Origin of the sequence: Clostridium pacaense, from assembly GCF_020709765.2 — a bacterium.
GTDB lineage: Bacteria > Bacillota > Clostridia > Lachnospirales > Lachnospiraceae > Enterocloster > Enterocloster hominis.
In genome coordinates, this window is record NZ_JAJFEB020000007.1 from 136,880 (window position 1) to 159,233 (window position 22,354).

At 53.3% G+C, this 22,354-nt stretch carries 18 protein-coding genes and 1 riboswitch; of the genes, 2 read left to right on the top strand and 16 right to left on the bottom strand.

Annotated features, from left to right (window positions below):
* Positions 1 to 23: 23 nt before the first annotated feature.
* The 7 genes from LK536_RS43470 to LK536_RS43500 all read right to left on the bottom strand — a co-directional run bounded on the left by LK536_RS43470 (position 24) and on the right by LK536_RS43500 (position 8,470).
* Entirely contained in the window at positions 24 to 1,388 is a 1,365-nt protein-coding gene (locus LK536_RS43470) for an MATE family efflux transporter (protein WP_008718393.1), read from the bottom strand.
* Between the two features lie 131 nt (positions 1,389 to 1,519).
* A complete protein-coding gene (locus tag LK536_RS43475; RefSeq protein WP_227796113.1) occupies positions 1,520 to 2,956 on the bottom strand; it encodes a L,D-transpeptidase family protein in 1,437 nt (478 codons plus the stop codon).
* A 209-nt stretch (positions 2,957 to 3,165) separates the two neighbouring features.
* Complete coding sequence (locus tag LK536_RS43480; protein WP_331472183.1) at positions 3,166 to 3,930, bottom strand: peptidylprolyl isomerase; 765 nt, start codon at positions 3,928 to 3,930, stop codon at positions 3,166 to 3,168.
* 176 nt (positions 3,931 to 4,106) lie between these two features.
* The gene (cytX, locus tag LK536_RS43485; RefSeq protein WP_227796112.1) at positions 4,107 to 5,303 is read right to left on the bottom strand and encodes a putative hydroxymethylpyrimidine transporter CytX; all 1,197 of its coding nucleotides are present in this window, start codon (positions 5,301 to 5,303) and stop codon (positions 4,107 to 4,109) included.
* A gap of 12 nt (positions 5,304 to 5,315) precedes the next feature.
* The gene (gene thiD / locus LK536_RS43490; RefSeq protein ID WP_227796111.1) at positions 5,316 to 6,107 is read right to left on the bottom strand and encodes a bifunctional hydroxymethylpyrimidine kinase/phosphomethylpyrimidine kinase; all 792 of its coding nucleotides are present in this window, start codon (positions 6,105 to 6,107) and stop codon (positions 5,316 to 5,318) included.
* Between the two features lie 145 nt (positions 6,108 to 6,252).
* Positions 6,253 to 6,361, bottom strand: a riboswitch (TPP riboswitch).
* Positions 6,362 to 6,456: 95 nt separating this feature from the next.
* Complete coding sequence (locus LK536_RS43495) at positions 6,457 to 7,761, bottom strand: sensor histidine kinase (RefSeq protein WP_025486324.1); 1,305 nt, start codon at positions 7,759 to 7,761, stop codon at positions 6,457 to 6,459.
* 7 nt (positions 7,762 to 7,768) lie between these two features.
* Positions 7,769 to 8,470, bottom strand: a complete 702-nt coding sequence (locus LK536_RS43500) for a LytR/AlgR family response regulator transcription factor (protein ID WP_227796110.1) — start codon at positions 8,468 to 8,470, stop codon at positions 7,769 to 7,771.
* 203 nt (positions 8,471 to 8,673) lie between these two features.
* Between LK536_RS43500 and LK536_RS43505 the strand changes: the two genes are divergently transcribed.
* On the top strand, positions 8,674 to 10,131 hold the full coding sequence (locus LK536_RS43505; protein WP_008718406.1) for a sodium:solute symporter family protein: 1,458 nt from the start codon (positions 8,674 to 8,676) through the stop codon (positions 10,129 to 10,131).
* A gap of 104 nt (positions 10,132 to 10,235) precedes the next feature.
* Here LK536_RS43505 and LK536_RS43510 read toward each other — a convergent pair whose 3' ends face one another.
* The 4 genes from LK536_RS43510 to udp form a co-directional block, all read right to left on the bottom strand.
* Positions 10,236 to 10,814, bottom strand: a complete 579-nt coding sequence (locus tag LK536_RS43510) for a L,D-transpeptidase family protein (protein ID WP_040379916.1) — start codon at positions 10,812 to 10,814, stop codon at positions 10,236 to 10,238.
* Between the two features lie 91 nt (positions 10,815 to 10,905).
* A complete protein-coding gene (locus LK536_RS43515) occupies positions 10,906 to 11,655 on the bottom strand; it encodes an SIR2 family NAD-dependent protein deacylase (RefSeq protein ID WP_008718411.1) in 750 nt (249 codons plus the stop codon).
* A 122-nt stretch (positions 11,656 to 11,777) separates the two neighbouring features.
* On the bottom strand, positions 11,778 to 12,710 hold the full coding sequence (locus LK536_RS43520; protein ID WP_331472182.1) for a DMT family transporter: 933 nt from the start codon (positions 12,708 to 12,710) through the stop codon (positions 11,778 to 11,780).
* 46 nt (positions 12,711 to 12,756) lie between these two features.
* Positions 12,757 to 13,536 (bottom strand): uridine phosphorylase, encoded by a 780-nt coding sequence (gene udp / locus LK536_RS43525; protein WP_120056966.1) that lies wholly within the window; start codon positions 13,534 to 13,536, stop codon positions 12,757 to 12,759.
* Between the two features lie 208 nt (positions 13,537 to 13,744).
* Here udp and LK536_RS43530 point away from each other — a divergent pair, with 208 nt between their 5' ends.
* Positions 13,745 to 14,599, top strand: a complete 855-nt coding sequence (locus LK536_RS43530) for a GntR family transcriptional regulator (protein WP_506092155.1) — start codon at positions 13,745 to 13,747, stop codon at positions 14,597 to 14,599.
* Positions 14,600 to 14,653: 54 nt separating this feature from the next.
* Here the strand turns inward: LK536_RS43530 and LK536_RS43535 are convergent, their stop codons facing one another.
* The 5 genes from LK536_RS43535 to LK536_RS43555 all read right to left on the bottom strand — a co-directional run bounded on the left by LK536_RS43535 (position 14,654) and on the right by LK536_RS43555 (position 22,277).
* Positions 14,654 to 15,283 carry a response regulator gene (locus LK536_RS43535; RefSeq protein WP_008718432.1) on the bottom strand — a complete coding sequence of 210 codons (630 nt, stop codon included), beginning with the start codon at positions 15,281 to 15,283 and terminating at the stop codon, positions 14,654 to 14,656.
* 26 nt (positions 15,284 to 15,309) lie between these two features.
* A complete protein-coding gene (locus LK536_RS43540; RefSeq protein ID WP_008718433.1) occupies positions 15,310 to 16,956 on the bottom strand; it encodes a histidine kinase N-terminal 7TM domain-containing protein in 1,647 nt (548 codons plus the stop codon).
* 167 nt (positions 16,957 to 17,123) lie between these two features.
* On the bottom strand, positions 17,124 to 20,090 hold the full coding sequence (locus LK536_RS43545) for a hypothetical protein (RefSeq protein WP_227796108.1): 2,967 nt from the start codon (positions 20,088 to 20,090) through the stop codon (positions 17,124 to 17,126).
* Positions 20,091 to 20,221: 131 nt separating this feature from the next.
* A complete protein-coding gene (locus LK536_RS43550) occupies positions 20,222 to 21,127 on the bottom strand; it encodes a PHP domain-containing protein (protein ID WP_331472181.1) in 906 nt (301 codons plus the stop codon).
* Positions 21,078 to 22,277: an MFS transporter gene (locus LK536_RS43555; protein WP_227796107.1), complete on the bottom strand. Its 1,200-nt coding sequence runs from the start codon at positions 22,275 to 22,277 to the stop codon at positions 21,078 to 21,080. Before LK536_RS43555 ends, LK536_RS43550 begins: the two co-directional genes overlap by 50 nt.
* Positions 22,278 to 22,354 lie beyond the last annotated feature (77 nt).

Below are 22,354 nucleotides of genomic sequence, written 5' to 3' on the forward strand. Positions count from 1 at the left end.
GCAGCTTTTCTAATGATGATTCCTTATGCCTTTGCCTTTCCGTAAAACATCTTATTCAGACTCTTCATCACATACCGGTATGCCGGTATCAGGAACAGGTCCGCCGCAATCCACGCCACCGGATTGGCAATACAGACTGCCAGGTAGCCAAACACAGGTACCAGGCAGAAGCCCACAAAGGAACGGGCCGCCATCTCACATACACCTGCCAGGATTGCCAGCCTTGGATACCCAAGGCCCTGTATCATGAAGCGCACCACATTGACCCCCAGAAGCGGTATGAAGAACAGGCTGTTGGCAATCAGGAACCACTGTGTGTTCCTGAGTATCTCCGTCTCGCCCGGATCCACGAACATCAGGGCAACCCACTCCCCCATGAAGTAGAGTACTGCAAATGCCACCACTGCATAGACACAGCCTATGAGCGTTCCTGCTTTCAGGCCTTTATCAATACGGTCCAGCTTCCTTGCCCCCACGTTCTGGCCTCCGTAGGTTGCCATGGTGGAACCCAGGGCGTCAAAGGGACAGCAGAAGAACATGCTGATCTTACTGCCCGCGGTCACCGAGGCCACTGCCATGGAGCCAAGGGAATTAACAGAGGTCTGCAGGATCACGCTTCCGATTGCCGTGATGGAATACTGGAGTCCCATGGGTATTCCCATGTTGCACAGTATCTTCATATAATGGCGGTCGGGCTTCCACTCCTCCTCATCCATCTTAAGGATCGTGAACTTCCTGCGCATGTAGACAAGGCACAGGATTCCTGATATGGCCTGGGCCGTTATGGTGGCCCACCCGGCCCCCGCCACGCCCATGTCCAGTACCAGGATGGTAAACAGATCCAGAGCCACGTTCACCACCGATGAAAATACAAGGAATATAAGCGGGGTCGTGCTGTCCCCCAGGGAGCGTATGGTACAGGACAGCAGGTTATACAGATACGTTGCAGGGATTCCCAGGAAGATCACGAATATGTAGCTGTAAGCCCCCTCGATGATATCCTCCGGCGTCTGCATCAGGACCAGGATGTCACGGCAGAAAAAGCAGACAACAACCGTCATGACAACTGCAAATATGGCTGCCAGCCATCCGCTGTTTGCCACGAACTTCCTAAGCGCCTTCATGTTCTTTTCCCCGAACTTCTGTGCCACGGGAATGGCAAACCCGCTGCATACCCCCAGACAGAACCCGATGATCATGAAATTAATGGAACCGGTAGAGCCGACTGCCGCCAGGGCCTTCACCCCCAGGAACTTTCCCACGATAATGGTGTCAGCCATATTGTACAGCTGCTGGAACAGAAGTCCGAACAGCATGGGGATGAAAAACCCCAGTATCAGTTTTACAGGCGACCCTTCCGTCATGTCCTTTGTCGCACTCTTGGCCATATCTTATCCTCTCTGCTTCTATGAATTCATCTGATTAATTTACCCTGTTTGCATTTATTTTGCAAGTAGAAAATAATCAGGATTTTATGGGCAGAGCATACATTTTTAACAATTATCCCAGAAGACCGCCGCTACTCGTAACAGAGTACCGGCATCCCCTTATAAACCAGCCCGTAAAGCTCCTTTGCCTTGGCCGGGGGCAGGTTGATACATCCGTGGCTTCCGCTTGTCTGGTAGATGGCTCCTCCGAACTTGCTTCTCCAGTTGGCGTCATGGAGGCCGATTCCTCCGTTAAAGGGCATCCAGTAATCCACATGGCTCTCGTATTCATAGGTGCCGTCCGCTTTCTTGGCTCCCCTGAGTATCCGGTCCATCTCCTTATAGGTCAGGCTGTAGATTCCCGCAGGCGTGTTGTAATTCTTGGCAATGTTCCCTGTGACACAGGGCGCTTCCCACACCAGGTTCCCTTCCTGGAACATGTACACATGCTGCCCGGTCAAGTCGATTTCCACATATGTGGTCCCCCAGTCAGGCGCTGTGCGGCTGGCGGCCGAGGCGGCATATACCGGTTCCCTGTCCTGCTCCCCCTCTGCAAGTCCTGCCTGAATCAGCTGGATCAGGGCAGCGCTCTCCCCCGCCACATCCAGCTTCCATCCGTAAGGTCCGGTGATTTCCACATCCCGGCCTCCCGCTGTATGGAATGTCCTGGCGGTCCCTGCCGTATCGTACTTTCCTGCCAGGCCGGCAACAAATGCCACCACCTTCTCCTGGTCCAGGATTGCCGTGGTTCCCTGGCTTCCTGTAATCCAGCTGCAGATAGTCTCTCCTGTAAGAGGTTCCTTCACATCCCCGAACACATAATTGATGGTTGCGTTCCTGTACCGGTTCATGGTGTCGCACAAGGCTTTCAGCTCCCCGCTGTCTTCCCGCACATTGACCTGGTAATAGCATCCGGCCTGGTCCACGTCCACGGATGCCTGTCCCGCCTTTACCGCTGCCTCAATCACGCTTATGGTCTTAGCCTCATCCACATTATTACCCTGCACCGAAGGGATGATGGTAAAGGGCTTCCCTTCCTCATACGCAGAGATGCGGGCATCCATTGTCACCGTGATACCGGAACCGCTTATAAGGGATAACGCCTTTATCCTTGCCGTCAGGGCCTCCGCGTCATAGGCCGCCGTCATGTCCATGGTATGGGAGTTGTCCGTGGACGGACCCGAATTGCGGCCCGATGCATTCTGGGCATCCAGGATGGCCTGAAGCCCTTCGGGAACCGTTACCTTGTACCCGATGTCCGTACCCTTGATTGTTTCCTCTGAACCCCCGCGTCTGCGGATGGTTAATGTATATTCGCCATCATAAAAACCTTCTATCCTGGTTTTTGCCTCATCTGTTGTAAGACCGCCGATTCCCACGCCGTTTACCCTGGTGCCGGGCACGAATCTGGATGTATCAGCATCCTGGTCTGCAAGGGATGTCACTGCAAATGCAGCTGCAAGGGCCGCTGCTGCCAAAGCCGTCACGAACATCCTGCCAATGGTTCTTCCTTTTTCTGATTTCTGCATAAATCAAACCCCAATCTTACTTCTTTTTCCAGAATTACCCCATTGGAGCATTCTGCCTTCTTAACATAACAACCTTTTAGCATAATTTCAACCGGTTAATGGAAAATGTAAGAATTAATTAATGATAGGTTAGGATTTACCTAAGAGGAAAGTAAGGCGGGGATGGCGTCCTGCATCAAAGCAGGAATCCATCCCCGTCTTTTGTCCTCTTAATCAATCACTTCAACACTCTCAATAACCGGCTGGTTTTCCCTTGCCACGGTACCGTTGTTATCCTCTACCTTGGTGTCCCCGCAGATTGCATCCACTACCTCCATGCCCTCTGTCACATAACCGAAGCATGCGTATTCCCCGTCCAGGAACGTGCTGTCCTCATGTACAATAAAGAACTGGGAACTGGCGCTGTCCTTTATCTGCGAGCGGGCCATGGATATGGCTCCCCTTGTGTGGGATAAGGAGTTCTCCACGCCGTTGCTGGCAAACTCCCCCTTGATTTCCTCATCGGATCCGCCTAATCCGTTTCCCAGGGGATCGCCGCCCTGAATCATGAAACCGTCAATGATGCGGTGGAAGGTAAGGCCGTCATAAAAGCCTTCCTTGGCCAGCTTCAGGTAATTCGCCACTGTAATCGGCGCCTTGTCCCCGTCCAGTGTTACGGATATGGTCCCATAATCCCTGACCGTGATCTTCACATGATGCTCTCCGGCCGCTGCCTCCAGGTCTTCAGGTGAGATCCAGCTGTCCCCTGCCTGTCCTTCTGTGCCTGTGGTCTCTTCACTGCCCGCCTGTTCCTTTGTTTCCGTCTTCGTATCCGTCTTTGTTTGCTCCTTCGTATCTGCCTCTGTCCGGCTTTCCTTCTCCGCTTTTGTGGTCTGGGCCACCGCATCACTGCTGCCTGACCTGCCGCCGCATCCGGCCAGCATGGAAACCGCCAGCATGGCTGTCACACATACGCACATCCATTTTTTCATCATAACTGCTCCTCTTTCATCTGGAACCGTATATCACCGCCATAAGCCGCATGTCCCGGCACATCCCGGGCCTGTTTTCCAACACGCCCTGCAGTGGAAGGTTCCTGGTATTAAGCATGAACTGCCAGAGCATATTGTAACATCCAAACCTTGTCCACGTAAAGGACTTTATAGAATTATCACATTTTCATCACATTTACCGTTCCCGTATCCTTTGAGGATACCTTGTGGCACACATAGGTGAGCGCCATGGTGGCCGCCATGTCCGGCAATGTGTTCCCCACCGGTGTATCCACCTGCATCAAAAGCCGGTAGAGGATGAATCCGGCCAGCCATATAAGCAGGTTCCTGACGCAATAGGCATCCCTGCTGCAGTCCTTGCCAAGCAGGAAATAGTCGGTTATCTGGATGGCAATCATGGGCGCGAACACGGATCCTATCAGATAGAGGAAGCCCGTGATATTGTCCATGGGAAATGTGACGGCCGCCGCGGTACCCACCACCGTCACTGCCACTGCCGCCCATTTTTCCTTTATGGCGGAAGAGATGGATACACTGGATACCCCGGCTGAATATGCGTCCAGGAATGTGGTGGTAACCGTGGACAGCACCACGATCAGAAGTCCGGTAAGGCCCAGTCCCGCCTTTACCAGGATGACGGAAATATCATACTCCCCTGTATGGATGGCCGCCCCCATACCGATCACGTACATGAAAATGCTTACGATGCCATACACCGCCGCGCTGGCCGCCGTGGCGGCAAAGGGCTTTTCAGCCTCCCTGGTATAATCGCTGATCAAAGGGAACCAGGACAGGGGCATTGCCACGGACAGCTCCACAGCGGCCCCGAAGCTCATGGTCCCGTCTGATATGCCAACCGCCGCGCCATGGCCTGCGAATATGACACGGCACAGGATAAGGGTGAGGATGAAAAGCGCCCCCATGGCTATTACGTTGATTTTCCCCAGGTTCTGGATTCCAATCAATATCCATATGAGGATCAGGCCGCCAATGACCAGGCACCAGACCCAACGGCCCGCCCCATAGATGCCTCCTGCCGCCAGGGCGCCGTCGTATATCATGATGGAGGTCCATCCCACCAGCTGAAGCACATTAAGCAGCACAAACAGAAGGCTCCCCCGCTCCCCAAAACTCATCTTCACGGTTTCCATGGCGCTCTTTCCCGTATACCCGCCAATAAGGCCCGCCAGGAACAAAAGGGCGCAGCCAATCATATGGCCCAGTATGATGGCTGCCAGCCCCCTGCCAAATCCCAGGGGCGCAAGATATGTACCTGTCAGTATCTCCGCAATGGACACCCCGGCCCCGAACCAGATTAAGCCGTTGCTGAATACAGAAGTCTTTTTTCCGCTCATATCCCCGCCTCCTTAATATTCGCCACGGATGGCAAATGCATGGTTCATGGGACCGCTTCCCTTTCCCAGGTCAAGCATCGCAGCCAGGGCGCCGGACAGGTATGCCTTGGCCCGTTCCACGGCCAGGTCCATGGGCATCCCCTTTGCCAGGTTGGAGGCAATGGCGCTGGAAAGGGTGCATCCGGTTCCATGGGTGTTGGGATTGTTGATCCGCTTTCCGTAAAACCACTTAGCCTGCCCGTCCATGTACAGCAGGTCATTGGCATCGTTCTGCTGATGGCCTCCCTTGCACAGCACGGCGCATCCGCACCTGTCCCCAATGAGGCGGGCCGCCTGTTCCATATCTTCGGGGGAGTTTATCTTCATCCCTGACAGGATTTCCGCCTCCGGCACATTGGGGGTCAGAAGGTCCGCCATAGGAATCAGCCTGTCCTTAAGGACAGCAACCGCTTCCCCGTCAATGAGCCTGGAACCGCTGGTGGCTGCCATGACCGGATCCACCACAATATGGGACGCATGATAGAAGGCCAGCTTTCCTGCAATCATCTCAATCAGTCCTGCCGAGGAAACCATTCCGATTTTTACTGCATCCGGGAAGATATCCGTAAAAATATCATCCAGCTGCTCACCCAGAAATTCAGGTGTTACTTCCATTATTCCTGTTACGCCGGTTGTGTTCTGTGCAGTAAGGGCCGTGATTGCGCTCATGCCGTAAACCCCATGGGCTGTCATGGTCTTTAAATCTGCCTGGATGCCGGCGCCTCCGCTGGAATCACTTCCCGCGATTGTTAATGCTGTGTACATAGTCATTCTCCTTTTCGCATTAATTTTCTTAGGCGGCAGAAGGTGGTGCCCCCGATCTGCCGCCGGGCCATAAAGTAACTGAAACGGATACCGTCCTCGTGCAGGCGCGCCAAAACGGCGGTACACCAAAACAGGTGCACCGCCGGCATATAATCCCTATGGTCCCTACGTTGGCATTATCCAAATCAGGTAATGGGTCTAGGCATGAACAGCCTACTCTCAGCCCACTTAAGTGAGCTCCCCGTTGTCTATTTACAAATCCTATTATAACTCGTAATCAGGAAAAAGCAATCTGTTTTTCCATCCCGCCATGATGGCCGCTGCAATCCTTATCCCGGCCTTTGGCCAGCTATCTTATCATCCTGTCCACGATTTTAACCATGGCGGTAAATGTGGCGCCGTCATAATCCATGTCGAATTCGTCCCCCGGGTGGTTTAATATCCTGCGTATGCTGAGGATTCCAAGGCCGCCGTCCTTTTTGCTGGAAAGGATCCTGCCGCCGCTCTGCTTTATCTGGCCGTCATAGGAATTTTCCACCATCATCATCAGGTGGTCCTCCATCCATCTGGCCTGGATGCGGACGAACCGTTCCGTTTCCAGACGCCTGCATGCCTCGAAGGCATTTTCCAGAAGGTTTCCGATGACAATGCACAGTGTCAGGTCATCCACCGGGACATGGGCCGACAGGTCCATCCTGGCTTCGAAATCAATCCGGCCCTGCCTGGCCCTTGCTGCATATTCCTGAAGCAGGCCGTTGACAGCCTGGTTCTGGCAGAATACCATGTCGGCCGCGCGGTCCAGCTCCTCCTTCAGGTTCTGAAGATACCGTTCCTGCTCCTCCTTGCCCATGTTCTGCAGCGCATGGATGTGATGGCGGAAATCATGCTTGATGATGCGGACCTGTTCGATATAATCCAGTGTCTGGTTATAGTGCTCCCTCTGCTTGCCGATGAGCTGCCTTGCAAACTGCAGTTCCTCCTCCGTCTTCCTGCGGCATATGATTCCCAGGGTATTGCCCAGGATCATCACATAGAGTACCAGGATCATGGCGCAAAGGGCAAGGAAGAACAGGATGTCCTCTATCCCCCTGATTGCCAGGGACCTGGGCGAGAATATGGTGTTGGTGCCGATGAACAGGACGAGCAGGGATACAGACGGATACGTAAGCAGCAGGGAACAGGAACGTTTAGAGAGCTGTGCAAAAAGGCGCTGCACCGTATCCTTAAGAAAGTAACGGACAAACAGGCAGAATCCGGCTGCAGAGACCAGGGACACTACCACGGAAATCTGCCCATAGGTCAGGCTGACCCGGTTAAGCAGCAGCCAGGCCGCGAATTCATTCAGGGACGTGGACAGCACTGCAAAAAGCCAGGCGGATATGTAGAGGAATGCCTTTTCCAGCAGGCCGCCCTGGAAGAAGATAAGCAGCACAAGAAAAAACAGGCAGGAAAACACACCCTGAAATACAAAAAACACCTGCGGCCTGATATGGAACAGGGACTGCATGGATACCATGATGACCCACAGATAGGCGGACACGGCCGCGATATTTTCCCGGTTCCTGTGTTTTGGCTCCAGACATACAAAGATGGGCATCATGCGCACGGCCATGTTGATTAGGTTCAGGATAATCGTACATGCATTGTCGTTCATAGGAACCTCATTTCAGCCTGTGATGGTAATATGCATTCTTGCTCTGCTTGTAAAAGTTCCTGGATATGGGAATCATCTGGCCGTCCTTCATATAGAAGCAGGAATCCTCCAGCCGTTCCACCTGTTCCAGGTTGACCAGATAGCTCTGGTGGCAGCGCAGGAACCCCGGGTATCCCCCCAGTTCCTCCTGCAGTTCGGTCAGCTTCTGGTGGATGGAAATCACTTCCCCGTCCGTAAGGGTTACAAAGACCCGGTGAAGCCGGTTCTCAAACCATGCAATCCGGTCCAGCTTAAGCTGCAGGGGCACGCGGTTATGTACCACGGATATACAGGCGTCATCCCCGCCCAGGCGCTGCTTTACCACCCGCTCCATGGTGGCCTCAAAGTCCTTTTCCCCCACGGGCTTCAGGATGAACCCGGCTGCATTGACACTGTAGCCATCCACCGCCGCTTCCAGGGACGAGGTGATGAGGACCACCGGGCTGCTCCCTTTTCCCAGACGGGCAGCTGTCTCAATGCCGTTAAGCCCGGGCATCATCACATCCAGCAGATACAGGTCATACTGCTTCCCGGATTCCAGCAGTCCGGTCCCGTTCCCATATGTATCAATCTGTACTTCCCTGCCGCGTTCCCTGAAAAAAGCAGATGTATACCCCACGACCAGGGCGCATTCTTCCTTTGTATCATCGCAGACAGCAATCTTAAGCATCCTTCATCCCCCTCCGCCTATGGAACCAGGCGCCTGTCCGTAATATCCCCCGTACATTTCCTTCTATTTTATGGTGATTCCTCCCATAAGTCAAGTTCTGGCGGAAATGTCATATTTGGTATATTTTCTGCAGAAATGGTCATTAAGTACACAACGGGTTTATGGTACACTTATTGTAAGAAAATTATTACAGGAGGGATTTTATGGGTACAAACATCATTGTAACAATCATTGTAATCGTCTACCTGCTTTTCATGCTGTGGATCGGATGGTATTCATCCACCAAGATTTCCACCAACACCGACTTCATGGTAGCCGGACGCCGCCTTGGACCGCTTCTCATGGCAGGCACCCTGGCAGCCACTGAAATCGGCGGCGGAAGCTCCCTGGGCGTTGTTCAGAACGGTATGTCCGGCTATGGACTCAGCGCTTCCTGGTACATCACCACCATGGGCATTGCATTCATCATCTTAAGTTTCATTGCCCCCAAGTTCCGGGCAGCCACCGTTAAGACGGTTCCTGAGTATTTCCGCAGACGCTACGGCAAGTCCTGCGGCATCATCACAGCCATCATCATGCTGCTGCCCCTGGTGGGTCTTACAGCCGGACAGTTCATTGCATCCGCAGTCATCCTGTCCACCATGTTAAACATTGATTACCAGGTAGCCGTCATCATCGTTGCCGTGGTGGTTACCATCTACTCCATCATGGGCGGCCTCTGGAGCGTCACGCTGACAGACTTTGTCCAGGTATTCCTGATTGTGATCGGCATGATCATCGCTGTTCCGTTTGCCATGAATTATGCAGGCGGCTGGGGACAGATATCCGCCAACATCCCGGCAGGCACCCTGAACCTGTTTGAGGGATATGACCTGTTCGGGATCATTTCCCTGGTCATCATGTACACGGCCACCTTCTCCGTGGGCCAGGAAGCGGTGTCGCGCTTCTATGCCGCAAGGGATGAAAAGGCGGCCAAGGGCGGCGCATGGCTGGCCGCGCTGGTGAACTTCATCTATGCGTTCATACCGACCATCCTGGGTATCATTACCCTGGCATTAATCAATATGGGCAAGTTCAGTTCCGACCAGTTTGCTGCCGTTGGCGCGCGTTACGCCCTTCCGGTACTTGCCATCAATACCATGCCCGCCATCATCTGCGGCCTGCTGTTTGCCGGAATCATTTCCGCAACCATGTCCAGCTCCGACTCCGACCTGTTAGGCGCAGGCTCCATTTTCGCCAATGACATCTACAAGGCCGTGTTAAAACCGGATGCATCCAGCCAATCCGTCATGAGGGTGACCAAGATTGTCATGTGCCTGGTGGGTGTGGCATCCATGCTCATCGCCCTGTTCAACACACAGAGCATCGTATCCATCCTGATGTTCTGCTTCACCCTGAGGGCCGCCGGTTCCTTCTTCCCATATGTAATGGGGCACTACTGGAAAAAGGCTTCCACCGCAGGAACCATTGCTTCCCTGATTGCGGGAACCATCGTGGTTGTATACCTGGAACATGTATCCAAGGGAATGCTGTTCGGCATAAAATTCAGCCAGCCCATCATCCCGGGCCTTGTGGCGGCATTCATCTGCTTCATCATCTTCTCCTACGCCATGCCGCCGAAGGTTGAATCCACGGAACTGGCGCCGGAAGAGGATGACTGATAGGAAATAACGTATCATATAAACAAGAACAGACCCGGCGCCATCCCACCCTTTGAAGGTTTGGGACAGCGCCGGGTCTGTCATGTTTATCCGGGGACGGACGGTCATGGTCCCACCGTGACCGGTACCCCCAGATTACAGTATTCCCATAATATGTCCATCACGTCATTGGTGACGGCAATGCATCCTGCCGTACCGCCCCCCTGCTCGCCATGTATCATGATGGCCCCGCCTAAGGGCGTATCCCAGGGCGGCTGCTCTCCTGCCTTGTTGGCGTCCACGATTGCCTTGTACTGCTCCTCGTTAATCAGTCCGTCGGCCAGGCCCCGCTCTGCGTCGTCGATGTTGGGATAGGATAGCCCCAGGGACAGATAGTACTGGCTCTGGTCGTTCTTCGTGCACACGTAGAACTTGCCGGAAGGGGTTATCCCATCCCCCTGCTGCACCTTGTCCCCTGTTGCGGACTCCCTTCCAATCTGGGCCGGCCAGCTTCCGATGGTGGAATTATAACGGCTCAGGGTGACCGTGCTTCCCTTTTTGCTTACATAGATACTGATACCGTTCACGGACGGCCTATAGACTGCCCCCGGTCCTGTCTGCCCAGCCATGGCGCTTACAGGGCCTGATACCGCCAGGGCCAGTGATAAAAGCCCAAGCCCAAGGCATTTACGGATGTTCCTCATGTCTGTTCTCCTTACAACCATTTTTTACCTGACGCCATTATACCATATGGACCCGGAAATGGAATGCAAGTAATAAAATCGAAAGGAAATCCTAAGCATTTATTTCCTCCCCGTAACCCAGTAACGGAAGCACATCCATGGGGTAGTCCAGGATGACCAGCGCAGCCTCCTTATCCAGATAGTGTTCCTGTTTGTGGATGATCACGATATTGCGTCCTGTAAAATACTCAATATACTGCCGGAATACCTCAGAGGCCAGGGTGGTTCCCAGAAGCAGCAGGGTATCCGCCTTTGTTATCTCAACCGTGGTCTTGGTCATGTTCTGGCTGTCCACCATCTCCCCAATCAGGGAAATCATGGGCCTCACAGGGATATTGCAGGATGGGCAGATCGGCACGCGCCTGGCCTGCGCCATATATGTAACCGGATATTTCTTCTTGCACCTTGGGCACTGGTTCTGGTAAATGCTTCCGTGAAGGTTAATGACATGACGGCATCCTCCCCTTCTTGGCTTGTCATAGATGTTGCTGTCTATGATGCACTGAAGCTTCCCCGCCCGCTCCATGGCGGCCAGGGCCGGACCGGATGCCGTATCCCTTGGGGCGTTATGGAGCATTTCCTTTTTATAAAACTCAAAGAACTGTTCCGGACGCGTATTGTAAAATGCGCTGGAATACATTTCCTCCACACCATAGCCATAACGGTTTTCAATGTCATATGCCTTATCCTGCTTCTTGATTCCTATGAATCCTCCCTCTTCCATCATGCCGGAACCACAGAGCGCTACCGTATAGTTGCTGTCATCCAGGATTTTCCTCAGCTGTTCTATCTTCCCGTTCATAGTGATACCTCCCTTTAGTCCCTCTCCCGGCAGTGCCGGAAGGTTAACCATTGTCATGTATTATCACTATTATATATTTTTTCCAGATTATTACCACATTTTTCCGCTTATTTTTCTAACTATTATGATTGTTTTTCCATATTTTCTTTCTTTTCCACATGGGAATAGAGCAATACGCCCCCAATGGTAACCGCTCCCCCTGCTATCTGGAGGGGGGCCGGGACCTCCCCAAACACGAACAGGGCAATCACGGCCGCCACCGCCGGTTCACACAGCTTGGAGGCTGACACAAAGGACGGGGACAGGAACTTCAGGCACCAGCTGAATATACTGTGGCCCAGAAGGGTGGAGCAGACACTGAGAAGCAGTCCCACAATCACGGACCGCGCCCCGTAGCCGGTAAATGCAAGCCCGCTGGCAGCCGTGGCAATCCCCAATGCCAGGGCGCAGAACACATAGACGATATAGGTGTATACGGTAGTCGACATATGCCCCCTTGCCTGCCGTCCAATCAAGGTGTACACGGCGCAGAACACAGCCGCGGCCAGGGCCAGCATGTCGCCCAGCAGATGATTCCCGCCCGCCGAGTAATCGGAAAAGGCAATCAGCAGGCTTCCTCCCACCGTGACAAAGATGCTCCCTGCCGCTGCCAGGGAAATCCTTCCCTTCAGGAACAGGCAGTAGCCGATTGCCACCCAGATGACCTCGGTGCACACAATGGCAGTGGAACTGGCCACGGAGGTCTTGTTCAGGGACTCAAACCACGTGGTAAAATGCATGGCCAGGAACAGTCCGCTTAAGGCGCACAAAAGCACGGACTTCCTGTCCGTCCCCATGAGTTCGCGCCTGGACTCCCCCCGTCCAAAGACAACCGGCGTCATCAGGACCACGGTCCACATCAGACGGTAAAAGGCCGTTACCACGGAGGGGGCCTGGGAATATTTAACAAAAATAGCCGATAATGAGATACCGGCTATTCCAATTACAATCATGATTAACGGATGTTTTTCTAAGAATTTCATCTTGGGTACCTTTGCCTTTGCTGGTTTATCCACGTTATTCTACCACATGAACCAGGCCGCGTCCAGACCCTGTCTTATCCTATGCCTCTTTATCCGCCCGGATCAGCCTGCGGACCGCTTCAACGGCCACCTTGATGGCTGCCTCCGTATCATGGACAATGGGGTTATCCAGCCCGGCAGCCTGGCGCTCCTGGTTACCCACCACCAGGAAATCAGAACCGCAGCGCACCCTCAGATGGCTGGCAGCAACGAACAGGGCCGCGGATTCCATCTCCGAAGCCTTACACCCCAGGCGCTTCCATGCCTCCCATTTGTTCAGCAGTTCATAGCTCACAGGCATGCGCTGGGGCTCATGCTGCCCGTAAAATGCATCCTTGCACTGTACCACGCCCGCATGATAGGTATATCCCAGGGCTTTTGCCGCAGAAACCAGGGCATTGGTCACTTCCAGGTCCGCAACCGCCGGGAACTCGATGGGCGCATATTCCCTGCTGGTGCCTTCCATGCGGATGGCTCCCGTGGCAACCACAATATCACCGCCCTTTACATCCATCTCCATTCCGCCGCAGGTCCCTACCCGGATGAATGTATGGGCGCCGCAAAGCACCAGTTCTTCCATGGCAATGGAGGCAGACGGGCCGCCGATTCCGGTGGAGGTCACGCTCACCATCTCACCGTCCAGATATCCGGTGTATGTAATGTACTCCCTGCTGTCGGCAACCAGCCTGGCATCGTCAAAGTGGCTGGCTATCCTGGCACAGCGCTTGGGATCCCCGGGCATGATCACATACTTGCCCACATCCCCTTTCCTGATCTGTAAATGATACTGTAAACCCTCTTCACCTGAATAATTCTGCATGATATTCCTTCCTCTCTTTCCCTTTGCTTTTCATCCCAGCCTGTCTTTTCAACTTGTATATGTATAATATCATTTTACTTGTCTATTTTATAGTTGGGATTTTATACAATCATTCCAGACGGTTTTTGTACATTTTCACAAGTATCTCGCGGTTATATTTGGATTTTACCTTGTTATCATTCATGGTTTTACTTTTATACATCTAGACATGTCTATTTTATTGACAAAAAAACGTTATGGACTTATGATGTTTGATAAGAACCTGTATACTTTATTAGACAGGCAGACAGGAGATGACAGCCCCATGGAACAGGATGAGGTAAGTGGGAAGGTAAAGAAATTAAAGCATGTAAAAGTATATAACCGTCTGTATTCCATGATACAGGACGGGGTCTATCCCCCGGGCAGCCAGCTTCCCTCTGAACCGGAACTGGCACAGCAGATGGATGTGAGCCGCATGACCCTGCGCAGGGCCCTGGCCCTTCTTCAGGAGGACGATCTGGTCATCAATATAAGGGGAAAAGGGAATTTCATCAATGGGACGGACCCGGATGCGGCCCTTCCCGGCATGGAAACCATCCAGCATCCGGTCCTTGGGGCATTGGCCGGTACAATCAGCGAAACGGAACTGGAATTCCGCATCGAGCCGCCCACGGAACCAATCATCCAGTGCCTGAAACGCAGGACCCCCGTGGTCGTGATTGCCGACCGCTGGTACAAACAGGAGGGAAAAGCCTGCGCTTACAGCCTGAGCTTTGTGCCGGTTGAGGTGATTTCTGAAAAACAGATTGAGTTAAACAGCAAGGAGGATTTATTCCAGTATCTGGAACATGACTCCTACCAGGATGCCGGCCGCAGTACCTGCCAGTTTTCCTATACCACCACAGGTAATTTTACCGCCACCAAATACCTGCTGTCCCAGCACCCTTCCTTTATCCTGATACAGGAAACCCTGTACGACAAAAACCACCGGGTCCTGGTATCCAGTAAGCACTATATCCCGGTGGAACTGTTTAAGATGCAGATTAACAGCGGTGCCGGACACGGCCCGGACGGTGAATGAAAACAGACTGCCCCGGTGTGCAGGGGATACGGATTCTCCTGTACACCGGGGACATCATACATCCAGGTTATTCTTCACTGCAAATACAGCCAGCTGGGTCCTGTCCTTCAGCTTCAGCTTCTCCAGGAGACGGGATATATTGTTGCGCACGGTCCCCTCTGCCAGGAACAGCCCTGCCGCTATCTCCCTGTTATCCATGCCCTGGGCAACCAGGCGCATGATATCCATCTCCCTGGGCGTTAAGTCCAGGTCAGCTTTGGCCCCTGGCAATGCCATCTGACGGCGCATGCCCTCAAACACGCTTCCGCCGAACACGCGGATTCCCGCGCATACAGCCTTCACGGACTGTATGACCTTGTCATCCTCCATCTCCTTAAGGATATATCCGTCCGCCCCGCCCTGCACGGCGGCGTCCACGGTTTCCCTGTCGTCAAAGGTGGTAAGCACCAGCACCCGTATGTCCGGGAAATCCGCCTTAATCCTGGTAATCCCATAGCTCCCGTCATACTGGGGCATGCGCATGTCCATCAGCACCACGTCCGGCTTAAGCTTCCTGCACAGCTGCCACGCCTCCCTGCCATCCGCTGCCAGCCCTGCCACCTCTATCCCATCATCCTGCTCCAGGATGGCTTTAAGCCCCTGCCTCAATATCTGGATATCATCAGCAATCACTGCTTTTATCATACCGTATCCCCCTTATTCCCTTGTATTCATGCCGCGCCAAGCGGCAGCCGGATGTAAATCTGGAATCCTTCCCCATTGCCGGATATGATCCGGACAGTCCCCCCAGCCGCTTTTATCCTCTGGCGGATACCGCGCATCCCATTGCCTTCCTGTATCTCCCCGCATCCTGTCCCATTGTCAAAAATATACAGGTTCAGGCAGCCGCTGCCAAATTTAAGGATTACGTCCATGTGGGTGGCATGGGCATACTTGAGGCAGTTGGTGATGGCTTCACGCAGACACTCATATACAACCGGGGAAAGGTGGGAATATGCCTCCCTGTCCTCCCCCTGTATCTCCACCTCCACCTCAAACTCCTTCACGCTTTGGGCCAGCTGGTACACGCCCTGGGTTATCAGGCCATAGGACGAGGACTGCCTGAGATTGTTGATGGAACAGCGCAGTTCCCGGATGCCGTTGCCCGCCAGCTCCTGGGCCTGTCTCAGGTACTCCGGGATTCCGCTTTCATCCGTCCCGGCTGCCTTTCCGCCATTTTCATATTCAATGCGTATCAGCTTCAGCAGGGAATTTATCATGGTAAGGGTATGGCCCGTTGTATCATGGACCTCCTGGGCTATGCGGTTGCGCTCCTGTTCAATGGCCAGCTTCTGGTTGGACACAGCCAGTTCCTGCTCCTGCTCCAGAAGCTGGTAATATTTACCCACATCGGTAAACATCACTGCCCCGGCAATGTTTTTCCCCTTCCTGTCCCTGTAGGCATAACGCTTCACCTCCAGCTTCCGGCCGGACGGACCATCCCCCAGCGTCATGACCCGTTCCTGTCCCTCTCCTGTTTCCTCCGGGCTGATTCCATTTTCCCTCAATATCCCCCAAAGCGCATCCATGCCGTCCCCGGCCTTCAGTCCGAACCAGCCCATGGCTGCCCCATTGCAGTATGTAACCTTTTCCCTCCGGTTGTACACCACCACCCCCTCTGCAATGGAATCAAACATCCGGTCAAATGCCATGGTATTCACATCCAGGAAATCATACCGGAACACGGCCAGCAGCATCAGGATGCTGGACAGGGCAAATGCGGGCGGCGTCAGATCGAACCCGGATTTTACCAGGCCCGTCATATAGAGCAGGTTAAACCCAAGGGGCACTGCGGCTGATAAAAGAATGACCGCAATATGGGACAGGGCAACGGCATTTTTCCTGAATGCCGTCAGCACCACCGCCATCCCCGCCAGCACACAGGCATAGGTATAAATCATGTGGACATAAAAGACAGGCCCGTAAACCACCTGCCCCACCTCAAAGCTTGTATAAAACAGATGATGGTATTCATTGGTCAGCAGGAAGGAATAGTTGAGCGCCCCAATGCCAAACAGCACGGCCTCCGCCAGACGGCCCAGCCTCCTTTTGCTGTAAAGGAAGGCAAACACCAGCCACGCAGGCCCGATAAAACTGATTCCCACATAGGAAATCACATAGGTCAGGTATTTTATCCCTCTGGTTACGGACAGGGACGTGAACAGCTGTGGTATACACCATATTATGATAAGGAACTGGCAGATGGCCAGGGCGCCGGTGGTCTTATTCTTATCTGCTTTTATCAGCAGCCATCCGGACGTGCAGAATGACAGGATGATGGCTGAGAGATATGCAATTTTCAGCAGGATATCCAACATAACAGAACCTCCCCGGAGAGCTTATTGCTTTCCGTTTTTCCTTTTTCTTTCTCCTGAAAACACATCAGGGGACAGAAAAACCTGTCCCCTTGATTATAGCCTTTATGTAACAATGTGTCAAAACAATACTGGTGCCAGGTGTGTCTGAATGCTTATCCAGGGCTTTTTCAGTGCTTTTTCAGTTCCGTGGATGCCGCGAAGATGATAAGCCCCAGACCGGCTGCCAGAAGATATACCCACCAGGACAGGCTGAGCCAGAATCCCTTGGTCATATACAGCGCCACCGTGACGATGATGATGCCGGAAATACGGAACCATCTTACACATTTCCTTACATGCGCCCACAGGAAGATTACCAGGCACACCGCTTCCAGGATCAGTGCATCGCCTACATTTCCCGTATAAAACGCGTCCAGTATCATGGCCCCCAGGCACAGGCAGCAGATGGCTGTCTGAAACCAGGGAATGCACGCCTCGTCCTTCCATATACGGGCCAGGGACCAGCTAAACAACGCCGCCGGCGCCAGCTGTACCTCCAGCCGGATAAGGTCGGGCCACTGGATATACGGCTGTATCCAGAAGGCAAGGACTGCCAGGGCAGATGCAATGGTAAGCGAACCTTTCCTCAGCGGCTTCACCGCTGTATACTGAAGTACATAAAGCGCTGCCAGAACCGTATAGGCACATCTCCAGCCCCTTCCCGCGTCAAGGGCCAGGGAAACCAGGGGCAGGATGACCAGGATATGGAACCAGTCCACATCCCATGCAGCCGGGACATTTTCCCGCTGTCTGAGGATTGGCCTGTAATACCGGAACAGGATACCCGATATAAGGACCGCTGCCCCTGTAAAACCGCAGGCCTGGTTCCCTGTCCATCCGTACCTTAAGGCTGCTGCCAGAGGCAGCGGCAATACGGCGATGGCCGCCGCCAGGTGAAGCCACATATTCCCTCCCCTGTAAAACATGACATAGAATACTGCAAAGGATGCCAGACAGGGAACCAGGTTCCAGGCAGAAAGCCCGGGATTCCAATAAAATGCGGCCATCGTACAGAGGAACACGGCCAGTCCGGTCCCATCCCAGAACCATGTCCCTGCCTGGCTGCGGTCCCGGCAGCACATGACGGCGTATTCGGCCCCATATGCAAAGGTTACCCACATCATGACCGCCACCCCGTTATCGGTATGGCTGCCGGCAAGGATATAGACGCCTGCCAGGGAATACAGACAGCTCCCCTTAACATACCATCCCTGCAGTTTCCCATCCTTTCTAAAGGACCAGATTAATAGATATACGGCCAACAGGATGAAGAACGGAAGGGGCTTTTGTCCATTTATCTGAAAAAGGATCTGTGCGGCCGTCCCTATTACCAGGATGGCCTCCCCGAACCTGTCGCGTCTGAGCACATCCCACACAGCCATGATCAGGATGTATGCAAATACAATCACATCATATCGCGGTTCAAATCCCGGAATCTGTGCCAAAGCCCTTCCCGCCGTCATGGTCAGGGCATAAAGGATGACCGGAATGATTTCGCGCAGGACTGGATACTGTCTGCCCCACCATGCCGTGACGGCTGCCAGAAGCAGGACCGCGGCAGATACCGCTGCCTGGGTTCCCAGGTCATGCCAGTACAGGGATTCAGCCAGAAGCATCAGCGTATCAATGGCAAGGACTGCTGTCAAGACACAGCCGCCCGCCTGGCTGCAAAGAGGGCTTCCCTTTTTCCGCTCAGCCAGGAACCATCCGCCAGTCAGGACCGCCCCTGCAAATATCTGATATACGGACTCAAAGGGGAAGCAGAGACCTGCATACTGGAAAAATGCCGCCATGGAAACGCTGTGAAGGACGCGCATCTCCATACGCCTGTCCCTCAGGGCTTTCAGTGATATCCCTGCTGTTGTCAGCCCCAATGCCAGGGTGCTCCATGGTGTTATCCGGACGATTCCCAATAAAGAAAAACCAGTTATGCCAGTCATCCAGCCAGTCACGGCCTCTAATGCCATAAGGCCGCTGAAGATCCAGAAATGAAGGTTTACAAAGAAGCTGAATCCGGCTTCCATGAATTCCGGAAGTAAATATTTATCGGAAAGCCTTGCCGCGGCCCCATCCTGTCTTCTTCTGATTCCCTCGTCCCACAAAAGCAGCAGGAAGGAATAGTATACCATCGCGTTAAGACAGCCCGCGTACCCCAGGCCCAAGGCCCCCATAAGGAAGGTCATGCTGACCGTCATCCCCCAGAAACAGGACTGGGTATAAAGCCTGTCGCGGAACTTCCTGGTTCCTGCAAGCATGGCAATCTCCGTCACCATACTGCCAACCCATAGTACCCGATAACGGTTCTGCCCCTTAAGGATGAACTCCGGTCCTATGAGGCCGAAATATCCGGCAGCCAGGACGGTCAGGAAAAGAAATATGCTTCCCAGGATGTAAAATGCCTGGCTGGTCCTCTGAATCTTAAGGATTTTCCCTGCCAGCAGGCTGGAACCAAAGAACAGGCCCGAGAAACCCAATACCATGATCACCTTGCAGTAACTTGGAAGGACATGCCATGCCGTGGTGGCAAATATCAGCCCTGCCAGAACCACAAATATAACGCCGATAATCAGGGCCGCGGTTCCCTGATAGAAGTGGGAGTCCGCTTTGCGGATCCTGGCAGGGGAATCCGGCTTTGCGTTGGAAGATGTGGGGTCCATGACGGCCGCCGCTATCCCCGCAGGTACCTCCGTTACTTTCATGGCAGATGACATAGTACCTTCCATAGTCTCTTCCATAAGCCCTTCTATAGTCTCTTCCACAGGCCCTTCCACATACCTTTGCCCAGGCTTTTCCTCAGCCTCTTTCACGGCCCGCCTTCCATCATATCCCGGCACCAGCCATTCATCTGACGGTATTTCAGGTTCCGGTGGATTGGGGGACCCAGGTTCCGGCGGATTGGGGGACTCAGGTTCCAACAGATTAGGGGGCATTTCCCCTTCCATGGTCCTCTTCCTCTCAAAACCGTACAGCCTTTGGCGCTCCAGCTGGCAGGTCAGTTCCTGTATCCTCTTCTTATGACGCCCGTTGGTGATGGCGAGTCCGATTATGACACCGGCTTCTGCAAAAGGAGCCACCAGCCATATTAATAAAATCATGATTATCTCCATATCCATTCCCCTTTCATCAGATACTTCCTCTTCATGATTTTATTATAGATAAATATCCCAGCACTTCCCAGATGTCTGGCGTCATTATCAGAATGACATTTGTCACTGAAATTCCTATATCAGCGCCCCATAAGCCTGCCCAGCTGCCCCAATATCTCCTCATCCGGCACCAGGCTTACATACCCGCCCAGGCAGATGGATGGTTTTGTCTTTCCATGGTAGTCGCTTCCGCATGTAAATATCAGCCCGTTCCTCCTGGCTGCGTCATAATAAAAGGCTGCCTGCTCTGGCGAATGGTAACTGCTGAAGGCCTCTATCCCGAACAGTCCCGTTTCAATGATCGGCTCCAGCAACCCGCTGCGGCCCTTTAAGTTAACGCCGGGATGGGCCAGTACCGCACATCCTTTATTTTTGTGGATAATATCAACCACCTGCTCCAAATCCGGATATTCCATCTCCACATAGCAGCATTTTCCCTGTGAATAGTAATCCCAGTAAAAATTCACATAGGGATTATCGGCCCGCTCCCCGCCCGGACGGTAAGGCCGCAGCATGGGATGGTCTGCGTATTCAGGTTTATCCAACAGTACTTCGGCGAACATTTCCCCGGTCCATATGTCCTTATTAAAATTGTTCTTTGCCAGTTCCTCCATCTCCTGTTCAGAAACCTGAAATCCCATCTTCCTTGTGGCCTGAAGCATCTGCCGCGATGCAACGGCCCCCTGGGCAGCTATATTATCCTCTATTTCAGCAAAATCCTGACTCACATATTCTATTCCATATCCCAGCACGTGCAGGTTCACCCCACGGAACGTGCAGTCAATTTCAATTGCCGGAATATAGGTGATACCTGCCTTGGCGGCTTCAATCTCTCCCTGGGCATTGGCCCGCACCGAGTTATGGTCCGCTATGGCCATGACCTTTATTCCGCTGTCACTGCATTTCCTCACCAGTTCTTCCGGTGTAAACTCCCCGTCATCGCTGTAATAGCTGTGCATGTGTAAATCGATTGATTTTCCCAACATGGATCCTTCCCACCCTTTCTGTCATTATGATCATGAATCCGCCAAACACCAGCAGGCATAGCGGATACAGTCCAATACTGATACGCTCTCCCAGCAAGCCGAACAATGGCGGCATGAACGTGCTTCCCATATACGCGCAGGCCATCTGCATCCCCATCATGGACTGCGAGTACTTTGTGCCGAAATTATCCGGTGTCTCATGAAGCAGGCTGGGATAAATAGGCGCGCAGCCAATTCCTATCATGACAAGGCCTGCCAGCACAGCCCCATCCCCAAAAGACGCCAGCATCAGGACAGCCCCCGTGCATGCCGCCGCCTGACCGCACCGCACCATTTTCCTGTCCCCCATACGGTCTGTAACAAATCCGCATACCAGACGCCCTGCCGTAATCCCCAGATAAAAAAGGGAGGCCCATTTTGCTGCCGTCCCAGCCGGTATCCCTTTGTGAAGGACCATGTAACTGCTGGCCCAGAGACCTGCCGTGGCCTCAAGGGAACAGTAACAGAAAAATGATGCCAGAACAGCCTTTGCCCCCGGAAGCCTCAATGCCTCTCCTATTCCTATCTTTTCTCCTGCGTCTGCGTTTTCTGCATTGGAGGCTTTTTTCGATTTCCACAGAGGCAGGGACAGGACAAGGACCGCCACCAGCACAACCTGGATGATTCCCACTGACATATAGCCCGAATTCCATCTCAGCCCTCTGGCAAGACACAATCCCATGATATAGGGGCCTGCGGTTGCCCCGATGCCCCAGAAGCAGTGCAGCCAGCTCATATGCCGCGATTTATAGTGCAGGGCCACAAAGTTATTTAACGCGGCGTCCACACTGCCTGCCCCTAATCCATAGGGAATCCCCCAGATACAGAGCTGAAGGAAGGTACGGGAGGATGAAAAACCGAACAGGGCAGCCGCTGTCATGGCCACGCTCAGCGCGGTTACCGCCCCGGTCCCTATCCTTCTTATCAGCCGGTCGCTCAGGATACTGGATATGATGGTACCGCCTGCAATAATCATACTGATGATTCCTGCATAGGATACCGCTGCGTCCAATTCCCTGTACATGGACGGCCAGGCGGAACCCAGCAGCGCATCCGGAAGCCCAAGGCTGATAAAAGCCAGATAAATAATTACTAATAACAACTGAAACATTGTGTCCTCCTGAATCATAACCTTTTATTGAAAACCGCCGTCTTCTTAGAAGGAGGCTTTCAGTAAAAGGATACCGT

Excerpts from the sequence above, each read along its gene's own strand:
- LK536_RS43470 (WP_008718393.1), bottom strand. The coding sequence starts at position 1,388 with ATGGCCAAGAGTGCGACAAAGGACATGACGGAAGGGTCGCCTGTAAAA.
- LK536_RS43475 (WP_227796113.1), bottom strand. The coding sequence starts at position 2,956 with ATGCAGAAATCAGAAAAAGGAAGAACCATTGGCAGGATGTTCGTGACG.
- LK536_RS43480 (WP_331472183.1), bottom strand. The coding sequence starts at position 3,930 with ATGATGAAAAAATGGATGTGCGTATGTGTGACAGCCATGCTGGCGGTT.
- cytX (WP_227796112.1), bottom strand. The coding sequence starts at position 5,303 with ATGAGCGGAAAAAAGACTTCTGTATTCAGCAACGGCTTAATCTGGTTC.
- thiD (WP_227796111.1), bottom strand. The coding sequence starts at position 6,107 with ATGTACACAGCATTAACAATCGCGGGAAGTGATTCCAGCGGAGGCGCC.
- LK536_RS43495 (WP_025486324.1), bottom strand. The coding sequence starts at position 7,761 with ATGAACGACAATGCATGTACGATTATCCTGAACCTAATCAACATGGCC.
- LK536_RS43500 (WP_227796110.1), bottom strand. The coding sequence starts at position 8,470 with ATGCTTAAGATTGCTGTCTGCGATGATACAAAGGAAGAATGCGCCCTG.
- LK536_RS43505 (WP_008718406.1), top strand. The coding sequence starts at position 8,674 with ATGGGTACAAACATCATTGTAACAATCATTGTAATCGTCTACCTGCTT.
- LK536_RS43510 (WP_040379916.1), bottom strand. The coding sequence starts at position 10,814 with ATGAGGAACATCCGTAAATGCCTTGGGCTTGGGCTTTTATCACTGGCC.
- LK536_RS43515 (WP_008718411.1), bottom strand. The coding sequence starts at position 11,655 with ATGAACGGGAAGATAGAACAGCTGAGGAAAATCCTGGATGACAGCAAC.
- udp (WP_120056966.1), bottom strand. The coding sequence starts at position 13,536 with ATGCAGAATTATTCAGGTGAAGAGGGTTTACAGTATCATTTACAGATC.
- LK536_RS43530 (WP_506092155.1), top strand. The coding sequence starts at position 13,745 with ATGTCTATTTTATTGACAAAAAAACGTTATGGACTTATGATGTTTGAT.
- LK536_RS43535 (WP_008718432.1), bottom strand. The coding sequence starts at position 15,283 with ATGATAAAAGCAGTGATTGCTGATGATATCCAGATATTGAGGCAGGGG.
- LK536_RS43540 (WP_008718433.1), bottom strand. The coding sequence starts at position 16,956 with ATGTTGGATATCCTGCTGAAAATTGCATATCTCTCAGCCATCATCCTG.
- LK536_RS43545 (WP_227796108.1), bottom strand. The coding sequence starts at position 20,090 with ATGATTTTATTAATATGGCTGGTGGCTCCTTTTGCAGAAGCCGGTGTC.
- LK536_RS43550 (WP_331472181.1), bottom strand. The coding sequence starts at position 21,127 with ATGTTGGGAAAATCAATCGATTTACACATGCACAGCTATTACAGCGAT.
- LK536_RS43555 (WP_227796107.1), bottom strand. The coding sequence starts at position 22,277 with ATGTTTCAGTTGTTATTAGTAATTATTTATCTGGCTTTTATCAGCCTT.